Annotated in this window: 10 protein-coding genes, 2 tRNA genes and 4 rRNA genes; 6 read left to right on the top strand and 10 right to left on the bottom strand. The window is 56.3% G+C overall.

Annotated features, from left to right (window positions below; translation table 11 throughout):
• Positions 1–80: 80 nt before the first annotated feature.
• On the top strand, positions 81–419 hold the full coding sequence (locus HP062_RS21585) for a tryptophan synthase subunit beta (protein ID WP_172791993.1): 339 nt from the start codon (positions 81–83) through the stop codon (positions 417–419).
• A gap of 137 nt (positions 420–556) precedes the next feature.
• On the opposite strand, the gene lapD is transcribed toward HP062_RS21585, so the two are convergent.
• Together lapD and lapG are read right to left on the bottom strand one after the other, a co-directional pair.
• Positions 557–2503 carry a cyclic di-GMP receptor LapD gene (gene lapD / locus HP062_RS21580; RefSeq protein ID WP_010464934.1) on the bottom strand — a complete coding sequence of 649 codons (1947 nt, stop codon included), beginning with the start codon at positions 2501–2503 and terminating at the stop codon, positions 557–559.
• A 14-nt stretch (positions 2504–2517) separates the two neighbouring features.
• Positions 2518–3210, bottom strand: a complete 693-nt coding sequence (gene lapG, locus HP062_RS21575) for a cysteine protease LapG (protein WP_010464935.1) — start codon at positions 3208–3210, stop codon at positions 2518–2520.
• A 220-nt stretch (positions 3211–3430) separates the two neighbouring features.
• Between lapG and HP062_RS21570 the strand changes: the two genes are divergently transcribed.
• The 5 genes from HP062_RS21570 to HP062_RS21550 all read left to right on the top strand — a co-directional run bounded on the left by HP062_RS21570 (position 3431) and on the right by HP062_RS21550 (position 10459).
• Entirely contained in the window at positions 3431–4141 is a 711-nt protein-coding gene (locus tag HP062_RS21570; RefSeq protein WP_077750430.1) for a GntR family transcriptional regulator, read from the top strand.
• 696 nt (positions 4142–4837) lie between these two features.
• Positions 4838–5614: a DUF3050 domain-containing protein gene (locus HP062_RS21565; protein WP_172791992.1), complete on the top strand. Its 777-nt coding sequence runs from the start codon at positions 4838–4840 to the stop codon at positions 5612–5614.
• Positions 5611–6540, top strand: a complete 930-nt coding sequence (locus HP062_RS21560) for a diiron oxygenase (RefSeq protein WP_077750432.1) — start codon at positions 5611–5613, stop codon at positions 6538–6540. Before HP062_RS21565 ends, HP062_RS21560 begins: the two co-directional genes overlap by 4 nt.
• A 13-nt stretch (positions 6541–6553) precedes the next feature.
• On the top strand, positions 6554–9964 hold the full coding sequence (locus HP062_RS21555; RefSeq protein ID WP_172791991.1) for a non-ribosomal peptide synthetase: 3411 nt from the start codon (positions 6554–6556) through the stop codon (positions 9962–9964).
• Positions 9965–9991: 27 nt separating this feature from the next.
• The gene (locus HP062_RS21550) at positions 9992–10459 is read left to right on the top strand and encodes an SRPBCC family protein (RefSeq protein ID WP_077750434.1); all 468 of its coding nucleotides are present in this window, start codon (positions 9992–9994) and stop codon (positions 10457–10459) included.
• A gap of 126 nt (positions 10460–10585) precedes the next feature.
• On the opposite strand, the gene HP062_RS21545 is transcribed toward HP062_RS21550, so the two are convergent.
• The 8 genes from HP062_RS21545 to HP062_RS21510 all read right to left on the bottom strand — a co-directional run bounded on the left by HP062_RS21545 (position 10586) and on the right by HP062_RS21510 (position 18876).
• Positions 10586–12466, bottom strand: coding sequence for a methyl-accepting chemotaxis protein (locus HP062_RS21545; RefSeq protein ID WP_172791990.1), 1881 nt, complete (start codon positions 12464–12466; stop codon positions 10586–10588).
• A gap of 344 nt (positions 12467–12810) precedes the next feature.
• A 5S ribosomal RNA gene (gene rrf, locus HP062_RS21540) occupies positions 12811–12926 on the bottom strand.
• A gap of 107 nt (positions 12927–13033) precedes the next feature.
• Positions 13034–13149: ribosomal RNA gene (rrf, locus tag HP062_RS21535) — 5S ribosomal RNA — on the bottom strand.
• Between the two features lie 158 nt (positions 13150–13307).
• Positions 13308–16198, bottom strand: a 23S ribosomal RNA gene (locus tag HP062_RS21530).
• A 240-nt stretch (positions 16199–16438) separates the two neighbouring features.
• Positions 16439–16514: transfer RNA gene (locus HP062_RS21525), tRNA-Ala, on the bottom strand.
• Positions 16515–16524: 10 nt separating this feature from the next.
• Positions 16525–16601, bottom strand: a tRNA-Ile gene (locus HP062_RS21520).
• A gap of 123 nt (positions 16602–16724) precedes the next feature.
• A 16S ribosomal RNA gene (locus HP062_RS21515) occupies positions 16725–18263 on the bottom strand.
• The 16S, 23S and 5S rRNA genes sit together here with 2 tRNA genes alongside, the layout of an rRNA operon.
• 292 nt (positions 18264–18555) lie before the next feature.
• On the bottom strand, positions 18556–18876 hold the full coding sequence (locus tag HP062_RS21510; protein ID WP_172791989.1) for a hypothetical protein: 321 nt from the start codon (positions 18874–18876) through the stop codon (positions 18556–18558).
• Positions 18877–18904 lie beyond the last annotated feature (28 nt).

Here is an 18904-nt window from a genome sequence, read left to right as displayed (position 1 = left end):
CGTCGCCGCACCGCATACTCGTGTCCAGTTGGCCTATGCTGCTGACAGCATGACGCTGGTTCATTTCTGAGGGATGCTCAATGTTCTACGTGCAACGCGATGCGCAAGGTCAGTTAGTGCGCGTGGAAGCCGCGGCCTACGCCGAAGCCACGGAAACGCTGCCGGCCGACAACCATGAAATCCAGGCTTGGTACGCCAACGAAGCTGTGGAAAAATGCCTGACCCAGCTCAAGCAGAGCGACCTGGAAATGATCCGGGTACTCGACGACTTGATCCAGGTGCTGACCAGCAAAGGCGTTATCCGCGTCACCGACCTGCCGGCCGCCGCCCAGGCCAAGCTGATGGACCGGACCCAGGCGCGTGAGGCGTTGGGTGGGTTGAGTCACTTGATTGATGATGATGAGACAGGGTTGATTTAAACCTCAGCCTTCGATGTTGGCTGTGCTGATGCCTTCGCGGGCAAGCCTCGCTCCTACAAGGTCGTGCGTTGGCGTAAACCTGTAGGAGCGAGGCTTGCCCGCGAAGACGGACTCCCAGACGACCAAATCCTAAAGCTTCACTGCCAAGGCTTCGGCTCACCAAACAACTGCCCCTGAACCCCATACAACCCCATCTCCCGAATCACCGACAACTCCCCTTCGGTCTCCACCCGCTCGGCGATCAACGGCAAATCAATGCTATGTGCCGCTCGCTGGATCGCCTCGATAAACAGGCGCTTGTCGCTTTCCTGATCAATCGCGCGGATGTAACTACCATCGATTTTCAGGTACGCCAACCCCAGCCGCGCCAAGTTGCCGATCATGCTGAAGCGTCCGCCAAACCGTTGCAGGCTCAACGAGAACCCAAGCTCACGCAGGCGCCGTGTCAGTTCTTCCAGCATCGCTTGCTCGGGCAGTTGTTCCTCGCCGATTTCCAGGGTCAGCCGCGGTCCGAGATCGGAGTGGGCACGCAAAATCTCGAAGACTTTATTCAGCGCCTGCGGATCGGCCAACGTCGCCGAAGACAGGTTCAGCGCCAGCGATTCTTCATGCTCGGCCATCTGCTCAAGCACCAACTCCAACATCAGCCGATCCAGGCGCGCGGTCCAGCCAAAGCGCTCCAGCCACGGCAGGAAGCGTCCAGCGGGAATGGTCTGGCCCTCGTCGCCGATCAACCGCGACAGCACCTTGTAATGCAGCACCACTTGCATGTCCTGGCTGGCCACCACCGGTTGGAAATACAACTGAAACCGCTGCTGATTCAGCGCCTGGTCCAGCAATGTATGCCAGGCGTGATGGTCATCCCCGACGCTGGTCGAGGCGCTGTGATCGAGGCATGCCCAGCTCTGTTCGCCCTGGCCTTCAGCCTGAGCCAGCGCCTGGTCGCCCAAACCCAACACCGCTTGGGGCGAGTCGCCATGAACAAACGGCGCCAGACCGATCGACGCGACCGAGGCCACATCCGTGGCACCGGTCGCATGCAGGCTGGCCAAGGCGCTGTCCAGATTCTGCGCCAGTTGCAGCGCTTCTTCGCGCACCAGCCCCGGCGCCAGCACGGCAAACTCACCGCCACGGATCCGGGTGACGAGGTTCTGTGTTTCCGGGTACTTGGCGCACTCGCGGGACAGTTGCTCGCCCACGGCCTGCAATAATTGGTCGGTGCGCTGACCGCCCAGACGCTGGTTCAAACCGGCCAGGTCCTTGACCCGCAACAGCAGCAGATAACCCGAACTCGCCTGCTCCGGATTGCTCACCCGGGCGTTCAACTGCATCTCGAAATAACGACGGTTGGCCAGGCCCGTGAGGTTGTCCTGGTAGGACTCGACCCGTAGTTTTTCACTGCGCTCGGCCTGTTCCTGAAACAGCGCCTTGAGCTTCTCGACCATCTGATTCATGGCCTGCACCACTCGGCGCAGTTCCGGTGTGCGCGGCAGTTCCGGCAGGCTGAGGAATTCGCGGCGAGCAATGGCGTGGGATTGCTTGACCATGTAATCCAGCGGCTTCAGTTGTCGACGCAGCAACAGCGCGCCCAATACCGCGCTCACCGCGCCGCAGATCAGCAACCAGCCGAGGCTGCCCAACGCGCTCTGCCAAAGCTTGGCCAAGGCGAACATCGGATGGCTGACCACCTCGACCCGCGCCGCCTGTTCCCAGCCACGGCTGACCAGCGCATCGCCGCCGGCCGGTTCCAGGCCGATCATTTTGACGAACCAGTCCGGCACGTTGTTCACCGCTGGAATGCCGCTGCGCTCGACGATGGTCTGGTCAGTCTTGAGGTCGACCACGCGGATGCTCGCGTAATAGCCGCTGTCGAAGATCGAACTGACCAGCAGCTCAACCATCGCCGGGTCGTCGATGTTCGGCGTCAGGGACAGCGCCAATGCCGTCGCAGCGTCCTGGGCGTGGGAGCGCAACTGGTTGACGTACTGGGTCCGAGAGCTTTCCAGGCTGACCATGAAGCTGCCGGTGAAGGCGACCACCAGGAACAGACAGATAGCGATCAACAGCTGTTTGAACAAAGACATCTGAGCGCGTGCTCCTAGTTAGTCGTCTCGACCGGAAAACCTTCGGCCTGCATTTTCTTCAACACGTCCTGCCAGCGAGACAGGCGTTTGGTATCTCCGACCTTTTTGTTGCCCTTGGCGCCCGGCAACCACAACCCTTCGGCATTGAAAGAGTAGACCGGCAGCAAGTCGGTTCGTTGGCTGGCCGGTTTTATTGCATCGATCAGGCTGTCGAGCACCAGCGGCATGGCCTCGGGGCTCGAATAGTAAGTCAGCACCATGTGCGCCCGGTTCAGGCGCAACGCCTTGACGTAGGTAATGCGCAGCTTGTCACTGGAAACGCCGAGATGGCGCAGGCTGAAGTACTTGGCGATCGCATAGTCTTCGCAGTCGCCGGCGCCCTTCCACAGGGCTTCGATGGGTGTTTCCCAATAATCGACCTCATGCCAAAGGTCGATGTCCTCAACGTAACGCACCTGCTTGTTGAAAAACTGGTTGACCACATTGAGCTGTTCCAGCTCGCTGGCCTGCTTCTGCGTGGCCAGCAGATGCTGCCAGGCATCAATGCGCGGCTTCCCGTCACCCAATGGCCCATACAAGGCCTGCGCCTTGCGGCTGATCAGCGAAAAATCCCAATCGGCATGCAGCCCGCCCAGCATGGCGCCAGCCAGCAGCAACGCGCAGCACAGCCAGCGCAAAGTCCGAGGGATCGCGAAACGTACCGCCAATGCGAGGCATCCAGGTCAGGCAGGTGAAATTCGGTTGATGGTGCAGGTTAGCCCGTTAAAAGACAATGGCACGGTGCAATCACTGGCAACGCGCTAGACTTTGAATGGTAGGTGACATGAAACGTCGCGAGCTGCGGTCTTTTGTCCGTTTGACAAGCTGCATGGCAGTCACTAGTGTCCATTTGGATCCAAATATTTCAGCCAATCAGGGTGCGTAGTTGTGACACAGAAGCCCAACCCCCTCAGCAGTATCAAGGTCAACGGGCCGATTCCCGCTCACTTGGCACGCTCGGTGATCGAAGAAACCCTGCGATCGGCCATTCTAGACGGGCGCATTCCCTGCGGCACCGCGTTGCGCCAACAAGATTTGGCCGATCTGTTCGGCGTCAGCCGCATGCCGGTGCGTGAAGCCTTGCGCCAACTTGAAGCCCAGGCGCTGCTGAATGTTATCGCCCATAAAGGCGCGGTGGTTGCACCGCTGGTCCAGGGCGATGCCGTCGAAACGTATGCATTACGGATTCTGTTGGAATCCGAGGCGCTGCGTTTGTCGATTCCCTTGTTGGAAAAGGAAGACGTCGAGCGGGCAGCCAAGCATATCGACGACCTGGAAATGGAGCACGATTACAGCGAAATCGGCCGCCTCAATCGGCTCTTCCACATGGCGCTTTATTGCAAGGCGCCTAACCAGCGGCTATTGCGGCTGGTCGAGGACGGGTTGAACGAAGAAGAGCGCTTCCTGCGTTTTAATCTGGAAGCCATGGGCTTGGGCAAGTTGTCCCAGGAAGACCACCGAGCGCTGTTGCTGGCCGTCGAAGACCGCAACGTCGAGCGTGCGGTCAAGCTGCTCGAGCATCACCTCAATCGCGGTGTCGAGGTCATCACGCGCTACCTCAACAGCCCCGAAGCGCTTAACAAGAAAACCCCCAGGTAACTCCCGGCGCCAAGCCTGGGCGCGCAGTTCGAACTGCGCGCCGCGCTTGCTGTGAATAATCTACTTACACATCCCCGCTTCAGCCACCGCACGCCCCCTCCCCAAGCCTGCCTTCGGTTCGCCTCCCTCAGGTTCCATCAATACGCCAGCAAAGATGACGGCCGGGCGATAGCAGCCGCCGTGATTTACGCTCACTCTTGAGCTGCCAACGAATAATGAACGGGCGACGCGCCGCCATGGCGGCACAGTCCTCGCACCAAGAACCTACGGAAGGAGTCTTGTCACGGGAAAGGAAGCACCGGCGTCAATCCCAGCCAACTTCCACCCCTTGAAGCATTCAACGGAACAACTTTGAAAGTTGCTTTGAGTGAGGCATTCACTCTTCATTTGAATTTTGACGATACTTCGCCGAAAGGAGCAACCACGCCCAAATAAAACTGATACTTATAGTTTTATTAGAACTTTTCGCACCCAAGAAAGTTGAACTTTCAAATAATATAAAAATAACTTGCCCGACACTTTATTCGTGTATTAGTTTTTCTCCGCCACCAGCAAACACGGCACCCATACGACTGTATCGCACTTAATGAGATCAATTTAGTTGAGGCATTCGCTCGCCAACAAAAACGTTAGACGACCGTCACTTATTGATCACAACACCCTTAACGGCATTTCAGATCACTTATAGGCTCGCTCATGAAAACGAATAAAGACCGACTCAACCAGAAGAAAGCAGAACTTAGTGCACACCCGATCTTTTCTGAAATACATTCGCTGTCGGTACTTCAACGGTTCATGGAAACCCATGTCTTTGCGGTGTGGGATTTCATGTCGCTGACCAAACGCCTGCAACAGGAACTGACCTGCGTCCAACTGCCCTGGTTGCCGCCGCAAGATCCGCAGGCCGCGCGTCTTATCAATGAGATTGTGCTGGGTGAAGAGTCCGATGATCGCCCGGCCCAAGGTCATTACAGTCATTTCGAGTTGTACCTGGATGCGATGCGCGAAGTCGGTGCCAGCACGGCGGCCGTGGAACGCTTTGTGGCGTTGCAACAAGAAGGCGTGAGTTACGACGTGGCGCTGCAAAGCGTTGATGTCGATCCGGCGGCTGCGCAGTTTGTACGGCACACCTTGCACACCGCGCTGCATGCGCCGGGACATAGCGTTGCCGCAGCGTTTTTGCACGGTCGTGAGAGCGTTATTCCGCAGATGTTCCAACGGATTCTCGACGACTGGGGTATCGGCATCGAGCAGGCGCCCACCTTCCGTTACTACCTGGAGCGGCACATCGAAGTCGACTCCGAGGACCACGGCCCCGCCGCTGAAAAACTCCTCGCCCGGCTGGTCGACGGCGATCCGCAACGCGAAGCGGACGTCTACGCCAGCGCCATTGCCGCCGTGGAAAGTCGCATTGCCTTGTGGGACGGCCTGCGCCTGAGCATGAGCGAACCGGTTGCGGAGGTGAACGCATGAACGCCGCCGACTACCAATCCTTCGCCGACGCCTGGGAAAGTCGCGCGACCATCCGCACCCGCCCGCGGCGCGTGCTGGAGAATGACGGCAAGCTGATCTATCCGTTGAGCCGCCAACCGTTGGTGCTGAGCGAGACCTTCCTGCGCGAATGCCCGGAACAACGGGACTTCGCGCTGGTGCAGACGCTCTACAAATTCATCAACGACGTGGTGATTTTCGAAACCGAGATCGTCGACAAGACCGCCCGCAGCATCGCCAAAAATCGCTTCGCCGTGGCGTTCCCGTTTGCCTGTCGCTATGACGCCATGACTGTGGTGGTGGACGAGGATTACCACGCGCTGGTGGCCATGGACTTCATGCAGCAGACCGTCGCCATGACCGGCATTACGCCAATCCAGCTGCCGGATGAAATCGAGCTGAGCCGGGCGATCCCGGCGGCCGTGGCCCTCGCACCAGAGCATCTGCGCAGCGCGGTAGAACTGATCTGCGTGGCCATCGCCGAGAACACCGTAACCGGCGATGTCGCGGCGTTCGCCAAGGACGAAACGGTCAAGCAGTCGATCAAGGGCCTGATGGCCGATCACTTGCTCGACGAGGGCCGCCATTCCGGGTTCTGGTCGCGGATGGTGCGCATTTATTGGCACACCGCGAGCGAAGACGACCGCCAGCTCATCGCGCAAATCCTGCCAGTGTTCATCGGGCATTACCTGACCAACGACATCCAGAAGTCCTTCGATTTCCGCTTGATCGAAGCCTTGCAGATCAGCGACGCGGCACGCCAGGCACTCAAGAACGAGATCTCGGGGCTGGCCTTCCCGATCAATCGTCATCACCCGCTGGTCGCCAACATCGTGCGGTTTTTCCGCAGCAGTTCGCTGCTGGATTCGCCGTGCGTGCAAGACACCCTCAGCGACTACCTGGTTTAACGAGGAGAACATCATGAGACGTCTCGACATTCTGCTCATTGGGCAAAGCCAGGCCTTGACCGACCTGGCGCTGGAACTTGAACAACAGGGTCATTCGCTGGTGCGGCTCGATGCGTTTGAGGAGGCACCGTCGTTTGATCTGCTGATTGACGACGCCAGCCAGGCGTTTTCAGTCCCGAGTGATGCGCCGCATCTGACACTGCAACTGGGAATTGGCGTGCCGAACGTCACCGGTCTACCGCCGATTGACCTGCTGTGCATGCAAGGATCAACGCTGTTCACGCGCGTGCCGATTGCCGGTGAACCTAGCGGAAACGGCCAGGCCTTGCGCCTGCGAGCGGTGGCGGAACTGGTGGATCACGTCTCGCTGCTGGTCAGCCGATTCTCCCGGGACGCCGAGTATTTTCTCTGCGCTGAACCGGCTGCGGCAGCCCATTTTGAACAGGTGGACAATCTGCTGTTTTTAGAACGCCTGGCGTTCGTTCATCAACTCAACAACACCGCTCAACCGTGGCTGCAAGAACTCGCCCGGATCCCGATGATCGAGCGTCTGCAACAACGCTTCATCGAGTCCGCCGAACGACCTGCGCTGAACATCGACGGCACATCGCTGAGTTATCGGCAATTACACGCCCAGAGCCGTGCGATCCAGCAACGCTTGCTGCCGTTGCTCGCACAGCATCAAGGCCCGTTGGTGGTCGGGATCTGCCTGCCGAAAAGCAGTGCGTTGTATGCAGGGATCCTGGCGATTCTGGGCAGCGGCGCGGTGTACTTGCCGCTGGAGCCGAGCCATCCGCTGCAACGTCAGCAGTACATCCTTACGAATGCAGGAGCGGTGTTGTTGCTGCATGACGGCCAGCATCCCCTCGCCGATGAAATGCCGGGGCTGGACATCAGTCGCATCGACTTCGCTGACGTCGCTCTCGGTCAACCCTTGATGCGCCAGCGCCCCGCTCTCGACGCGCCCTGCATGGCGCTCTATACCTCGGGCACCACCGGGCATCCCAAAGGCGTGCTGCTCAGCCAGGCTAACCTCGCGCACTTCACCGCGTGGTATGCCGACTATGTGCAGCTGACCGAACACAGTCGGGCCTTGCAGTTTTCGTCGTTGAGTTTCGACTCGTCGCTGATCGATATTTTCCCGACCCTGCTTCAGGGCGCCGAACTGATCGTGCCGAACGACGACCAGCGTCGCGATCCGTTGCAACTGGTCGAGCTGATTCGCCATCAACGCCTCAGCCATGCATTTTTACCGCCAGCACTGTTGAGCATTCTGCCGCTGGATCAGCTGCAGGTCCTGGATCATGTAATGACCGGCGGCGATGTCTGCGAACCCTACGTTATCGAGCAGCTCACCCGTCAGGGCAATCTCTACAACCTCTATGGCCCGACCGAAGCCACGGTGCTGATTACCGCGCGCCAACTGCGCGCTGGCGACAGCAACCGCACCCTCGGGTCGCCGATTGCCAACAGCCAGGTGCTGATTCTCGATGAGGCTTTTCAGCCGGTGGCCGAGCAGGTCGTCGGTGAGTTGTACATTGTCGGGCCGGGGGTGTGCCTGGGTTATCTGAACAACCCGCAGCAGACTGCCGAACGTTACCTGGACATGAACTTGCCAGACGGCCAGCGCCTGCGCGCCTACCGTACCGGCGATATGGCGAAATGGACCGGCGACGGTATCGAGCTGTGTGGACGGCGGGACAATCAGGTGAAAATCCGCGGCTTTCGCGTCGAGCCGGAAGAGATCGAACGCTGCCTGCGCGACAGTCAGTTGTACCGCCAGGTGGCGGTGGTCATCGACAGCCAACGGCGGATTCTGGCCTTCCTCGCACAACCTCAGGAGAACCAAACGGGCGCCGCGCGCGAAGCCTTGAAGGCTCATGCGATGCAGTTTTTGCCGGACTACATGCAACCCATCGCCTGGACTGAATTGCCGAGCATGCCGTTCGCCAGTAACGGCAAAGTCGACCGTAAAGCGCTGCTGGCGATGCCGGTGAATGTTGCCGAAAACACGACACGGCGCTTGCCCGCGAGCGCCGATGAAGCGCTGTTGCTGGAGATCTGGGCTGAGCTGCTGGAGTTGCCGGCCAGCGATATTTCGACCGACGAAAGTTTCTTCAATCTGGGCGGCCACTCGATTCTGTTGTCACGGATGTTGCTGCAATTACGTGAAGAATTCGGCCGCAGCATCTCGATCAATCGCTTCATTGAATTGCCGACTATTGCGAAGCTGGCGACATTGGTGCGCGGCTCCGGCACCGAGGAAGTCCTGAGCGCGCAAGCACTGGCGGATGCCTTCCGCGAGCTGGATATTCAGCCACTGCCCATCAGCCGCATGGGCGATGTGCACAAGGTGATCGTCACCGGCGCAAACAGTTTTGTCGGTGTGCATATCGTCGAAGCGTTGCTGGCGTGGGGCGTCACTGAAGTGGCCTGCCTGGTGCGCGATGGCGGTGGGCAATCGGCGGCTGAGCGCTTCGCTCATGCGTTGCGGGAAAACCGACTGGAGCACCTGGACCTGAGTCGGGTGCAGGTTTACGCGGCAGACATCACTCGCCCGGCGTTGGGGCTTGATGCGCACGTTTACGAGCGCCTCGATCGAGAGTTCGGCGCGCTGGTGCACAACGCCGCCAACGTCAATCACGTGCTCGATTACGAGTCGCTGGCGCGGGACAACGTCGAGCCGATTTTCGAATGCCTGCGGCTGTGCGAGGGGCGCAGCAAGAAGATCTTCAATTTTGTCTCCACGCTGTCGGCGTCCAGCACGATTGCCGACGATGGCCGAGTGCTGGAATTACCCGCAGCGCAGACGCCACCGATCTACATCAAGAACGGCTACAACCTGTCCAAGTGGGTCGGCGAACGGATCCTCGAACGAGCGCGTGAACGTGGGGTGCGGGTCAATCTTTATCGCCCCGGCAACATCAGCTTCAACAGCCTCTCCGGCGTCTGTCAGCCGCACAAAAACCGCTTGATGCTGATGCTCAAGGGCTCGATCCAGCTCGGCCAGGTGCCGGAGTTTTCGCTGAATTTCGACCTGATGCCGGTGGACTTTCTCGCTCGCTTCATTGGCTTCCATGCCAGCCGTTATTCATCTGAAAAAGCGGTGTTCAACCTGCACAACCCCGAGCCCCTGAGTTGGGACGATTACGTCGCGTCATTCCGTGAGGCGGGCCGGGAGTTCTCCATGGTCAGCGTCGCCGACTGGCAACAGCAACTGGGTCGGGTCGACAGCGACAACGCGCTGTTCGGCGTACTCGGTTTCTACCTCAACGGCTTCGAGGAAGACATCGGCGACATCTCGATGATCGGCCACGACAACGCCCAGGCCGGCGTTCGGCAGATGGGCGCGCACTACCCGGAAAAATCACCCGCACTGCTGCGTCGCGGTTGCGACTACCTCAAAGAAATCAATTTCATCTGATTCATTCAAACCCAATGGAGCAAGACCATGAACAATCTGCAACCCGATACCCTGATCAAAAACCCGCAAGGCTGCCATGTCGTGTCCTCGGTGGAGGTGCCGGCGGATGCCGCGCGGGTCTGGGCGGTGGTCGGCAACTTTGCCGGCTTCGATCAGTTCATTCCGGCGCTGTCGCACATCGAGATGACGGGCGAAGGCGTGTCGTCGCTGCGCAAGAAATTTTTCAAGGACGGCAACCTGGTGGTCGAGCAACTCAATTCCCGGGATGACCAGGCGTTGAACATCACGTGGACGACCATTTACAACACGCTGGGCGTGGCCAATTTGTGGGCGGCGATGAGTGTTGAACCGCTGGGTGCGGACACGTCACGGGCGACCTGGACGATTATTGCCGAACCGGCGCAGGGAGGTGCTGAGGCGTTGCCGGGGTTCAAGGATTTTGTGCAGGGCTTTGCGGATGACGCGATGAATAATGTGTTGAAGCTATTTGCGTAGAGCTTTGGTCCAGCGGTGACTTTTCTACCGCTTTCGCGGGCAAGCCTCGCTACTACAGGGTTTTCCATGCCCTGTAGGAGCGAGGCTTGCCCGCGAAGAACGATAACGCAGTAGAACTGACCCGAATCAGATCTTGAAGCTATCGACCAGTTGCTTCAACCGGTTCGCCTGCAACGACAACGCATCACAATCCTTCAATGTTTCATTGAGGTTTGCCACGCTCTGCTGGTTCAACAAGTTGATCTGGTTGACGTCGACGTTGAGGGTTTCCACCACCGCCGTCTGCTCTTCGGTCGCCGCGGCCACCGACTGGTTCATGCCGTCGATTTCGCCGATGCGCTGCGTCACGCTGACCAATCGCAGGCCCGCCTGATTCGCCACTTCGACACTCTCTTCACTGGAGACCTGACTGGCATTCATGGTCGTCACTGCTTCGCGAGAACCGATCTGCAGCGAGGTGATCATCTTGTGGATCTCTTCCGCCGACTCCTGTGTGCGATGCGCCAGGTTGCGCACTTCGTCCGCCACGACCGCAAAACCACGACCGGCTTCACCGGCACGCGCCGCTTCGATGGCGGCGTTGAGCGCCAGCAAGTTGGTCTGCTGGGAGATGCCTTTGATCACATCCAGAATGTGCCCGATGTTGTCAGTACTCGCATTCAGGGTTTCGATCTGGGTGCAGGACAGGCTGATTTTCTGCGACAACTCGGTCATGGCCAGGATGGTTTTCTCTACTACCTGACGACCATCATCCGCCTGCTCGCTTGCACCGCTCGCATGCTGCGAAGCATCGGCAGCATTGCGGGCGATTTCCTGGGTGGCGGCACCCAATTGGTTGATGGCGGCAGCCACGCTGTTGGTGCGCGCGCTTTGCTCATCGGAGCCGACGATCGAAGCGTTGGACGATGCCATTACGCGCTGCGACAAATCGTGGACCTGGCGGGTCGCCGAGGACACTTCGGAAATCGATGCGTGAATCCGCTCCACGAACTGGTTGAACGAACCACCCAACTCGCCGAACTCATCTTTGCTTTCCACGGCCAGACGACGGGTCAGGTCGCCCTCGCCCTGGGCGATGTCCTGCATCGCGCGGCCCATGGTGGTCAGCGGACGCATCAGCACGTTGATCAGCAGGCTCAACAGCACGGCAATCACACTGACGGCGATGAACATTGCAATCAACGCCGAAGTGCGGAATTGACTCAGTGGTGCGTAGGCCTTGTCCTTGTCGATCGACAGACCGATGTACCACTCGGCATTCGGCAAACCGCTCACCGGGGTGAACGAGAGGATGCGGTCCTGCTTGTTCAGGGTGACGTCCTGATTGCCCTTGTCGATGCGCACGCCAGAGTTTGGATAAATGTCCTTCAGGTTTTTCATCACCTGGTCTTTGTCCGGGCTGACGATCACCTGACCGTCGGCACTGACCAGGAACGCGTGGCCGATGCCACCGAAGTCCACCGAGTTGATGATCTTTACCAGGGTCTCCAGGCTCAGATCACCGCCGACCACGCCGAGCAATTCACCGTTCTTTTTCACCGGCATGGCGATGGTCACCACCAACCCACCGACGGCGGCCATGTACGGCGGCGTCAGCATGGTCTTATCGGCAGCCACGGCTTGTTTGTACCAGGGACGCTGACGCGGATCGTAACCGTCCGGCATCTTCGCGTCAGGGCGTTGGGTGAACACGCCGTTGGCCTGGCCGACGTAGGTGAACTGGAAGTTCGAGGTGAAGGCCGGTTGATCAACCAGTCCGGGAAGGTCCGCATTGGCGCCTTGATGAGCGACATTCTGGGCGAGGTTTTCCAGCACCAGCACACGGCCGCTCATCCAGTTCTGCACGCTGCTGGCGGTCAGATCGCCAGCTTGCTGGACGGAGGACTCGAGGTTTTGCCGGATCGTGTTTCGCTGCAGATAGTCGTTGTACAAAGTGAACAACGCAAAAGCCAGCACCACGACGCCAGAGGCGGCCAGAAGGATTTTATGGCTGAATTTGAGATTCATTTCATGGGACTTCTTATGCAAAAAGTGGGGATGCGTTCCAGGTGCAACATTCCATGTAACAGCGCAGGCGGCATTCTTCGGTCGCGCTACTTTGGTGCACGCATGTCTCACTAGTCTTTCGGCACTAGTCGGAGAAATCTTAGGGGTTTGTATGAAATGACTGACATTCCCGCCGAACGGCGTTCTAGAGCCGTTGGAGCTCGATGCGCTTATTGGACATCAACACTGGCCAAGTGTGTGGCGCAGAAGTGGCATGACTCGCGGGGGATAATGACCTGACGTTTTTAGGAGCCAAAACGACAAAACCCCTGTCTGCGTTAGCAGACAGGGGTTTCGGAATTCAATCTTGACGATGACCTACTCTCACATGGGGAAACCCCACACTACCATCGGCGATGCATCGTTTCACTGCTGAGTTCGGGATGGGATCAGGTGGTTCCAATGCTCTATGGTCGTCAAGAAATTCTGTGACCAGCCCGTTACAGTCGTAACGTGCCAGCAAAATTGGTGACTTCTACTAAAACAAAACCCCTACCTGCATACGCAGATAGGGGTTTCGGAATTTAATCTTGACGATGACCTACTCTCACATGGGGAAACCCCACACTACCATCGGCGATGCATCGTTTCACTGCTGAGTTCGGGATGGGATCAGGTGGTTCCAATGCTCTATGGTCGTCAAGAAATTCGGTAGCCAGGTCGTTTGCCTTACGGCACACGCTCCAGCGAATGGGTATGTGATAGATCTCGGTGTTTGTGAACAATCGAACTTTCGGTTCGTTTCGTCTTCACACACCGCAATCTGGTGCCCTTTCAGGTCAGCAAATTGCTTGGGTGTTATATGGTCAAGCCTCACGGGCAATTAGTATTGGTTAGCTCAACGCCTCACAGCGCTTACACACCCAACCTATCAACGTCGTAGTCTTCGACGGCCCTTCAGGGGACTCAAGGTCCCAGTGAGATCTCATCTTGAGGCTAGTTTCCCGCTTAGATGCTTTCAGCGGTTATCTATTCCGAACATAGCTACCCGGCAATGCCACTGGCGTGACAACCGGAACACCAGAGGTTCGTCCACTCCGGTCCTCTCGTACTAGGAGCAGCCCCTCTCAAATCTCAAACGTCCACGGCAGATAGGGACCGAACTGTCTCACGACGTTCTAAACCCAGCTCGCGTACCACTTTAAATGGCGAACAGCCATACCCTTGGGACCGGCTTCAGCCCCAGGATGTGATGAGCCGACATCGAGGTGCCAAACACCGCCGTCGATATGAACTCTTGGGCGGTATCAGCCTGTTATCCCCGGAGTACCTTTTATCCGTTGAGCGATGGCCCTTCCATACAGAACCACCGGATCACTAAGACCTACTTTCGTACCTGCTCGACGTGTCTGTCTCGCAGTCAAGCGCGCTTTTGCCTTTATACTCTACGACCGATTTCCGACCGGTCTGAGCGCACCTTCGTACTCCTCCGTTACTCTTTAGGAGGAGACCGCCCCAGTCAAACTACCCACCATACACTGTCCTCGATCCGGATAACGGACCTGAGTTAGAACCTCAAAGTTGCCAGGGTGGTATTTCAAGGTTGGCTCCACGCGAACTGGCGTCCACGCTTCAAAGCCTCCCACCTATCCTACACAAGCAAATTCAAAGTCCAGTGCAAAGCTATAGTAAAGGTTCACGGGGTCTTTCCGTCTAGCCGCGGATACACTGCATCTTCACAGCGATTTCAATTTCACTGAGTCTCGGGTGGAGACAGCGCCGCCATCGTTACGCCATTCGTGCAGGTCGGAACTTACCCGACAAGGAATTTCGCTACCTTAGGACCGTTATAGTTACGGCCGCCGTTTACCGGGGCTTCGATCAAGAGCTTCGCGTTAGCTAACCCCATCAATTAACCTTCCGGCACCGGGCAGGCGTCACACCCTATACGTCCACTTTCGTGTTTGCAGAGTGCTGTGTTTTTAATAAACAGTCGCAGCGGCCTGGTATCTTCGACCGGCATGGGCTTACGCAGTAAATGCTTCACCCTCACCGGCGCACCTTCTCCCGAAGTTACGGTGCCATTTTGCCTAGTTCCTTCACCCGAGTTCTCTCAAGCGCCTTGGTATTCTCTACCCAACCACCTGTGTCGGTTTGGGGTACGGTTCCTGGTTACCTGAAGCTTAGAAGCTTTTCTTGGAAGCATGGCATCAACCACTTCGTGTTCTAAAAGAACACTCGTCATCAGCTCTCGGCCTTAGAATCCCGGATTTACCTAAGATTCCAGCCTACCACCTTAAACTTGGACAACCAACGCCAAGCTGGCCTAGCCTTCTCCGTCCCTCCATCGCAATAACCAGAAGTACAGGAATATTAACCTGTTTTCCATCGACTACGCTTTTCAGCCTCGCCTTAGGGACCGACTAACCCTGCGTCGATTAACGTTGCGCAGGAAACCTTGGTCTTTCGGCGTGGGTGTTTTTCACACCCATTGTCGTTACTCATGTCAGCATTCGCACTTCTGATACCTCCAGCAAGCTTCTCAACTCACCTTCACAGGCTTACAGAACGCTCCTCTACCGCATCACCTAAGTGATACCCGTAGCTTCGGTGTATGGTTTGAGCCCCGTTACATCTTCCGCGCAGGCCGACTCGACTAGTGAGCTATTACGCTTTCTTTAAAGGGTGGCTGCTTCTAAGCCAACCTCCTAGCTGTCTAAGCCTTCCCACATCGTTTCCCACTTAACCATAACTTTGGGACCTTAGCTGACGGTCTGGGTTGTTTCCCTTTTCACGACGGACGTTAGCACCCGCCGTGTGTCTCCCATGCTCGGCACTTGTAGGTATTCGGAGTTTGCATCGGTTTGGTAAGTCGGGATGACCCCCTAGCCGAAACAGTGCTCTACCCCCTACAGTGATACATGAGGCGCTACCTAAATAGCTTTCGAGGAGAACCAGCTATCTCCGAGCTTGATTAGCCTTTCACTCCGATCCACAGGTCATCCGCTAACTTTTCAACGGTAGTCGGTTCGGTCCTCCAGTTAGTGTTACCCAACCTTCAACCTGCCCATGGATAGATCGCCCGGTTTCGGGTCTATTCCCAGCGACTAGACGCCCTATTAAGACTCGCTTTCGCTACGCCTCCCCTATTCGGTTAAGCTCGCCACTGAAAATAAGTCGCTGACCCATTATACAAAAGGTACGCAGTCACCCAACAAAGTGGGCTCCCACTGCTTGTACGCATACGGTTTCAGGATCTATTTCACTCCCCTCTCCGGGGTTCTTTTCGCCTTTCCCTCACGGTACTAGTTCACTATCGGTCAGTCAGTAGTATTTAGCCTTGGAGGATGGTCCCCCATATTCAGACAAAGTTTCTCGTGCTCCGTCCTACTCGATTTCATGACTAAGAGATTTTCGCGTACAGGGCTATCACCCACTATGGCCGCACTTTCCAGAGCGTTCCGCTAATCTCAAAGCCACTTAAGGGCTAGTCCCCGTTCGCTCGCCACTACTAAGGGAATCTCGGTTGATTTCTTTTCCTCAGGGTACTTAGATGTTTCAGTTCCCCTGGTTCGCCTCTTAAGCCTATGTATTCAGCTTAAGATAACCATCTTATGATGGCTGGGTTCCCCCATTCAGACATCTCCGGATCAAAGTCTGTTTGCCGACTCCCCGAAGCTTTTCGCAGGCTACCACGTCTTTCATCGCCTCTGACTGCCAAGGCATCCACCGTATGCGCTTCTTCACTTGACCATATAACCCCAAGCAATCTGGTTATACTGTGAAGACGACATTCGCCGAAAATTCGATAATACTCAATTAAGAGTAACTCACAAATTTTACCTTAGCCTGATCCGCTACCAGTGAAAGTAACGTTCAGTCTATCTTTCTATCACATACCCAAATTTTTAAAGAACGATCTAATCAAAGACTAGAAATCAATATTCACACCGGAATATTCATTTCTAAACTCTAACAGCAGAAGCAGTTATATGGTGGAGCCAAACGGGATCGAACCGTTGACCTCCTGCGTGCAAGGCAGGCGCTCTCCCAGCTGAGCTATGGCCCCATAACAAAATTGGTGGGTCTGGGCAGATTCGAACTGCCGACCTCACCCTTATCAGGGGTGCGCTCTAACCAACTGAGCTACAGACCCAATTTCGAGCGCGCAACTGTTAGCTTGGAGCTATCAGCTTGGAGCTTAAAGCTGCTTCTATCGTCTTCTTCAATGAATCAAGCAATTCGTGTGGGAACTTATGGAGCAGCTGATGTCGTCGATTAAGGAGGTGATCCAGCCGCAGGTTCCCCTACGGCTACCTTGTTACGACTTCACCCCAGTCATGAATCACACCGTGGTAACCGTCCTCCCGAAGGTTAGACTAGCTACTTCTGGTGCAACCCACTCCCATGGTGTGACGGGCGGTGTGTACAAGGCCCGGGAACGTATTCACCGCGACATTCTGATTCGCGATTACTAGCGATTCCGACTTCACGCAGTCGAGTTGCAGACTGCGATCCGGACTACGATCGGTTTTCTGGGATTAGCTCCACCTCGCGGCTTGGCAACCCTCTGTACCGACCATTGTAGCACGTGTGTAGCCCAGGCCGTAAGGGCCATGATGACTTGACGTCATCCCCACCTTCCTCCGGTTTGTCACCGGCAGTCTCCTTAGAGTGCCCACCATTACGTGCTGGTAACTAAGGACAAGGGTTGCGCTCGTTACGGGACTTAACCCAACATCTCACGACACGAGCTGACGACAGCCATGCAGCACCTGTCTCAATGTTCCCGAAGGCACCAATCCATCTCTGGAAAGTTCATTGGATGTCAAGGCCTGGTAAGGTTCTTCGCGTTGCTTCGAATTAAACCACATGCTCCACCGCTTGTGCGGGCCCCCGTCAATTCATTTGAGTTTTAACCTTGCGGCCGTACTCCCCAGGCGGTCAACTTAATGCGTTAGCTGCGCCACTAAGAGCTCAAGGCTCCCAACGGCTAGTTGACATCGTTTACGGCGTGGACTACCAGGGTATCTAATCCTGTTTGCTCCCCACGCTTTCGCACCTCAGTGTCAGTATCAGTCCAGGTGGTCGCCTTCGCCACTGGTGTTCCTTCCTATATCTACGCATTTCACCGCTACACAGGAAATTCCACCACCCTCTACCATACTCTAGCTTGTCAGTTTTGAATGCAGTTCCCAGGTTGAGCCCGGGGATTTCACATCCAACTTAACAAACCACCTACGCGCGCTTTACGCCCAGTAATTCCGATTAACGCTTGCACCCTCTGTATTACCGCGGCTGCTGGCACAGAGTTAGCCGGTGCTTATTCTGTCGGTAACGTCAAAACAGATACGTATTAGGTAACTGCCCTTCCTCCCAACTTAAAGTGCTTTACAATCCGAAGACCTTCTTCACACACGCGGCATGGCTGGATCAGGCTTTCGCCCATTGTCCAATATTCCCCACTGCTGCCTCCCGTAGGAGTCTGGACCGTGTCTCAGTTCCAGTGTGACTGATCATCCTCTCAGACCAGTTACGGATCGTCGCCTTGGTGAGCCATTACCTCACCAACTAGCTAATCCGACCTAGGCTCATCTGATAGCGCAAGGCCCGAAGGTCCCCTGCTTTCTCCCGTAGGACGTATGCGGTATTAGCGTCCGTTTCCGAGCGTTATCCCCCACTACCAGGCAGATTCCTAGGCATTACTCACCCGTCCGCCGCTCGCCACCAGGTACAAGTACCCGTGCTGCCGCTCGACTTGCATGTGTTAGGCCTGCCGCCAGCGTTCAATCTGAGCCATGATCAAACTCTTCAGTTCAAACATCTTTGGGTTTTTAAGAAACCCTAAACTTGGCTCAGCAATCGTTGGTTACATCTTTGATTTCTCGCGGAGTAACTTGTGATGCTGATAATCTTGTTGACTATCAGTCTGACTCCACAAGCACCCACACGAATTGCTTGATTCAGTTGTTAAAGAGCGGTTGGTTAAGATCTTTCGTCTCAACCGAGGCGCGCATTCTACAGCAGCCTCTGTTGCTGTCAAGCGGTTATTTTCAGAAGTTTTCAAAGTTTCCTTTGCAACTTCAACCACTTGCGCTTCCGATCTCTCGTTAGCGGGAGGCGAATTCTACAGCGTTACTCGCTGCTGTCAACACCTCTTTTTCTCCGCTTTCGACCGAGAAGATCGAACCGTCAATCAAGCCAAACAACCCCGCTTGATCAACTCCTTCTGGGCTTCGATGACCTGAAGCAACTCGCTGTCGAAAACTGCGTAACTCTTTGTTTACCAAGGAGTTTTCCGTTTCGACTGCGCCGGAAGTGGGGCGAATTATAGACTTCCAGAATCTGCCGTCAACCCCTGATTTGGCTTTTCTATCAATAACTTGCAGAAAGCCGGAAAACAGACCGCTTCCTTCTATATAGGAGAGCAAAACCACCTCCTCTATATAGAAGGAATCT

Origin of the sequence: Pseudomonas sp. B14-6 (assembly GCF_013260315.1) — a bacterium.
Taxonomy (GTDB): domain Bacteria; phylum Pseudomonadota; class Gammaproteobacteria; order Pseudomonadales; family Pseudomonadaceae; genus Aquipseudomonas; species Aquipseudomonas mandelii.
Note: the sequence above shows the minus strand (reverse complement) of the source record. Positions and strands in the feature narration are given on the sequence as shown.

Bases quoted from the DNA above. Each gene is read 5' to 3' on its own strand.
- HP062_RS21545 (WP_172791990.1), bottom strand. From the start codon at position 12,466: ATGAATCTCAAATTCAGCCATAAAATCCTTCTGGCCGCCTCTGGCGTC.
- HP062_RS21550 (WP_077750434.1), top strand. From the start codon at position 9,992: ATGAACAATCTGCAACCCGATACCCTGATCAAAAACCCGCAAGGCTGC.
- HP062_RS21560 (WP_077750432.1), top strand. From the start codon at position 5,611: ATGAACGCCGCCGACTACCAATCCTTCGCCGACGCCTGGGAAAGTCGC.
- HP062_RS21565 (WP_172791992.1), top strand. From the start codon at position 4,838: ATGAAAACGAATAAAGACCGACTCAACCAGAAGAAAGCAGAACTTAGT.
- lapD (WP_010464934.1), bottom strand. From the start codon at position 2,503: ATGTCTTTGTTCAAACAGCTGTTGATCGCTATCTGTCTGTTCCTGGTG.
- HP062_RS21555 (WP_172791991.1), top strand. From the start codon at position 6,554: ATGAGACGTCTCGACATTCTGCTCATTGGGCAAAGCCAGGCCTTGACC.
- HP062_RS21585 (WP_172791993.1), top strand. From the start codon at position 81: ATGTTCTACGTGCAACGCGATGCGCAAGGTCAGTTAGTGCGCGTGGAA.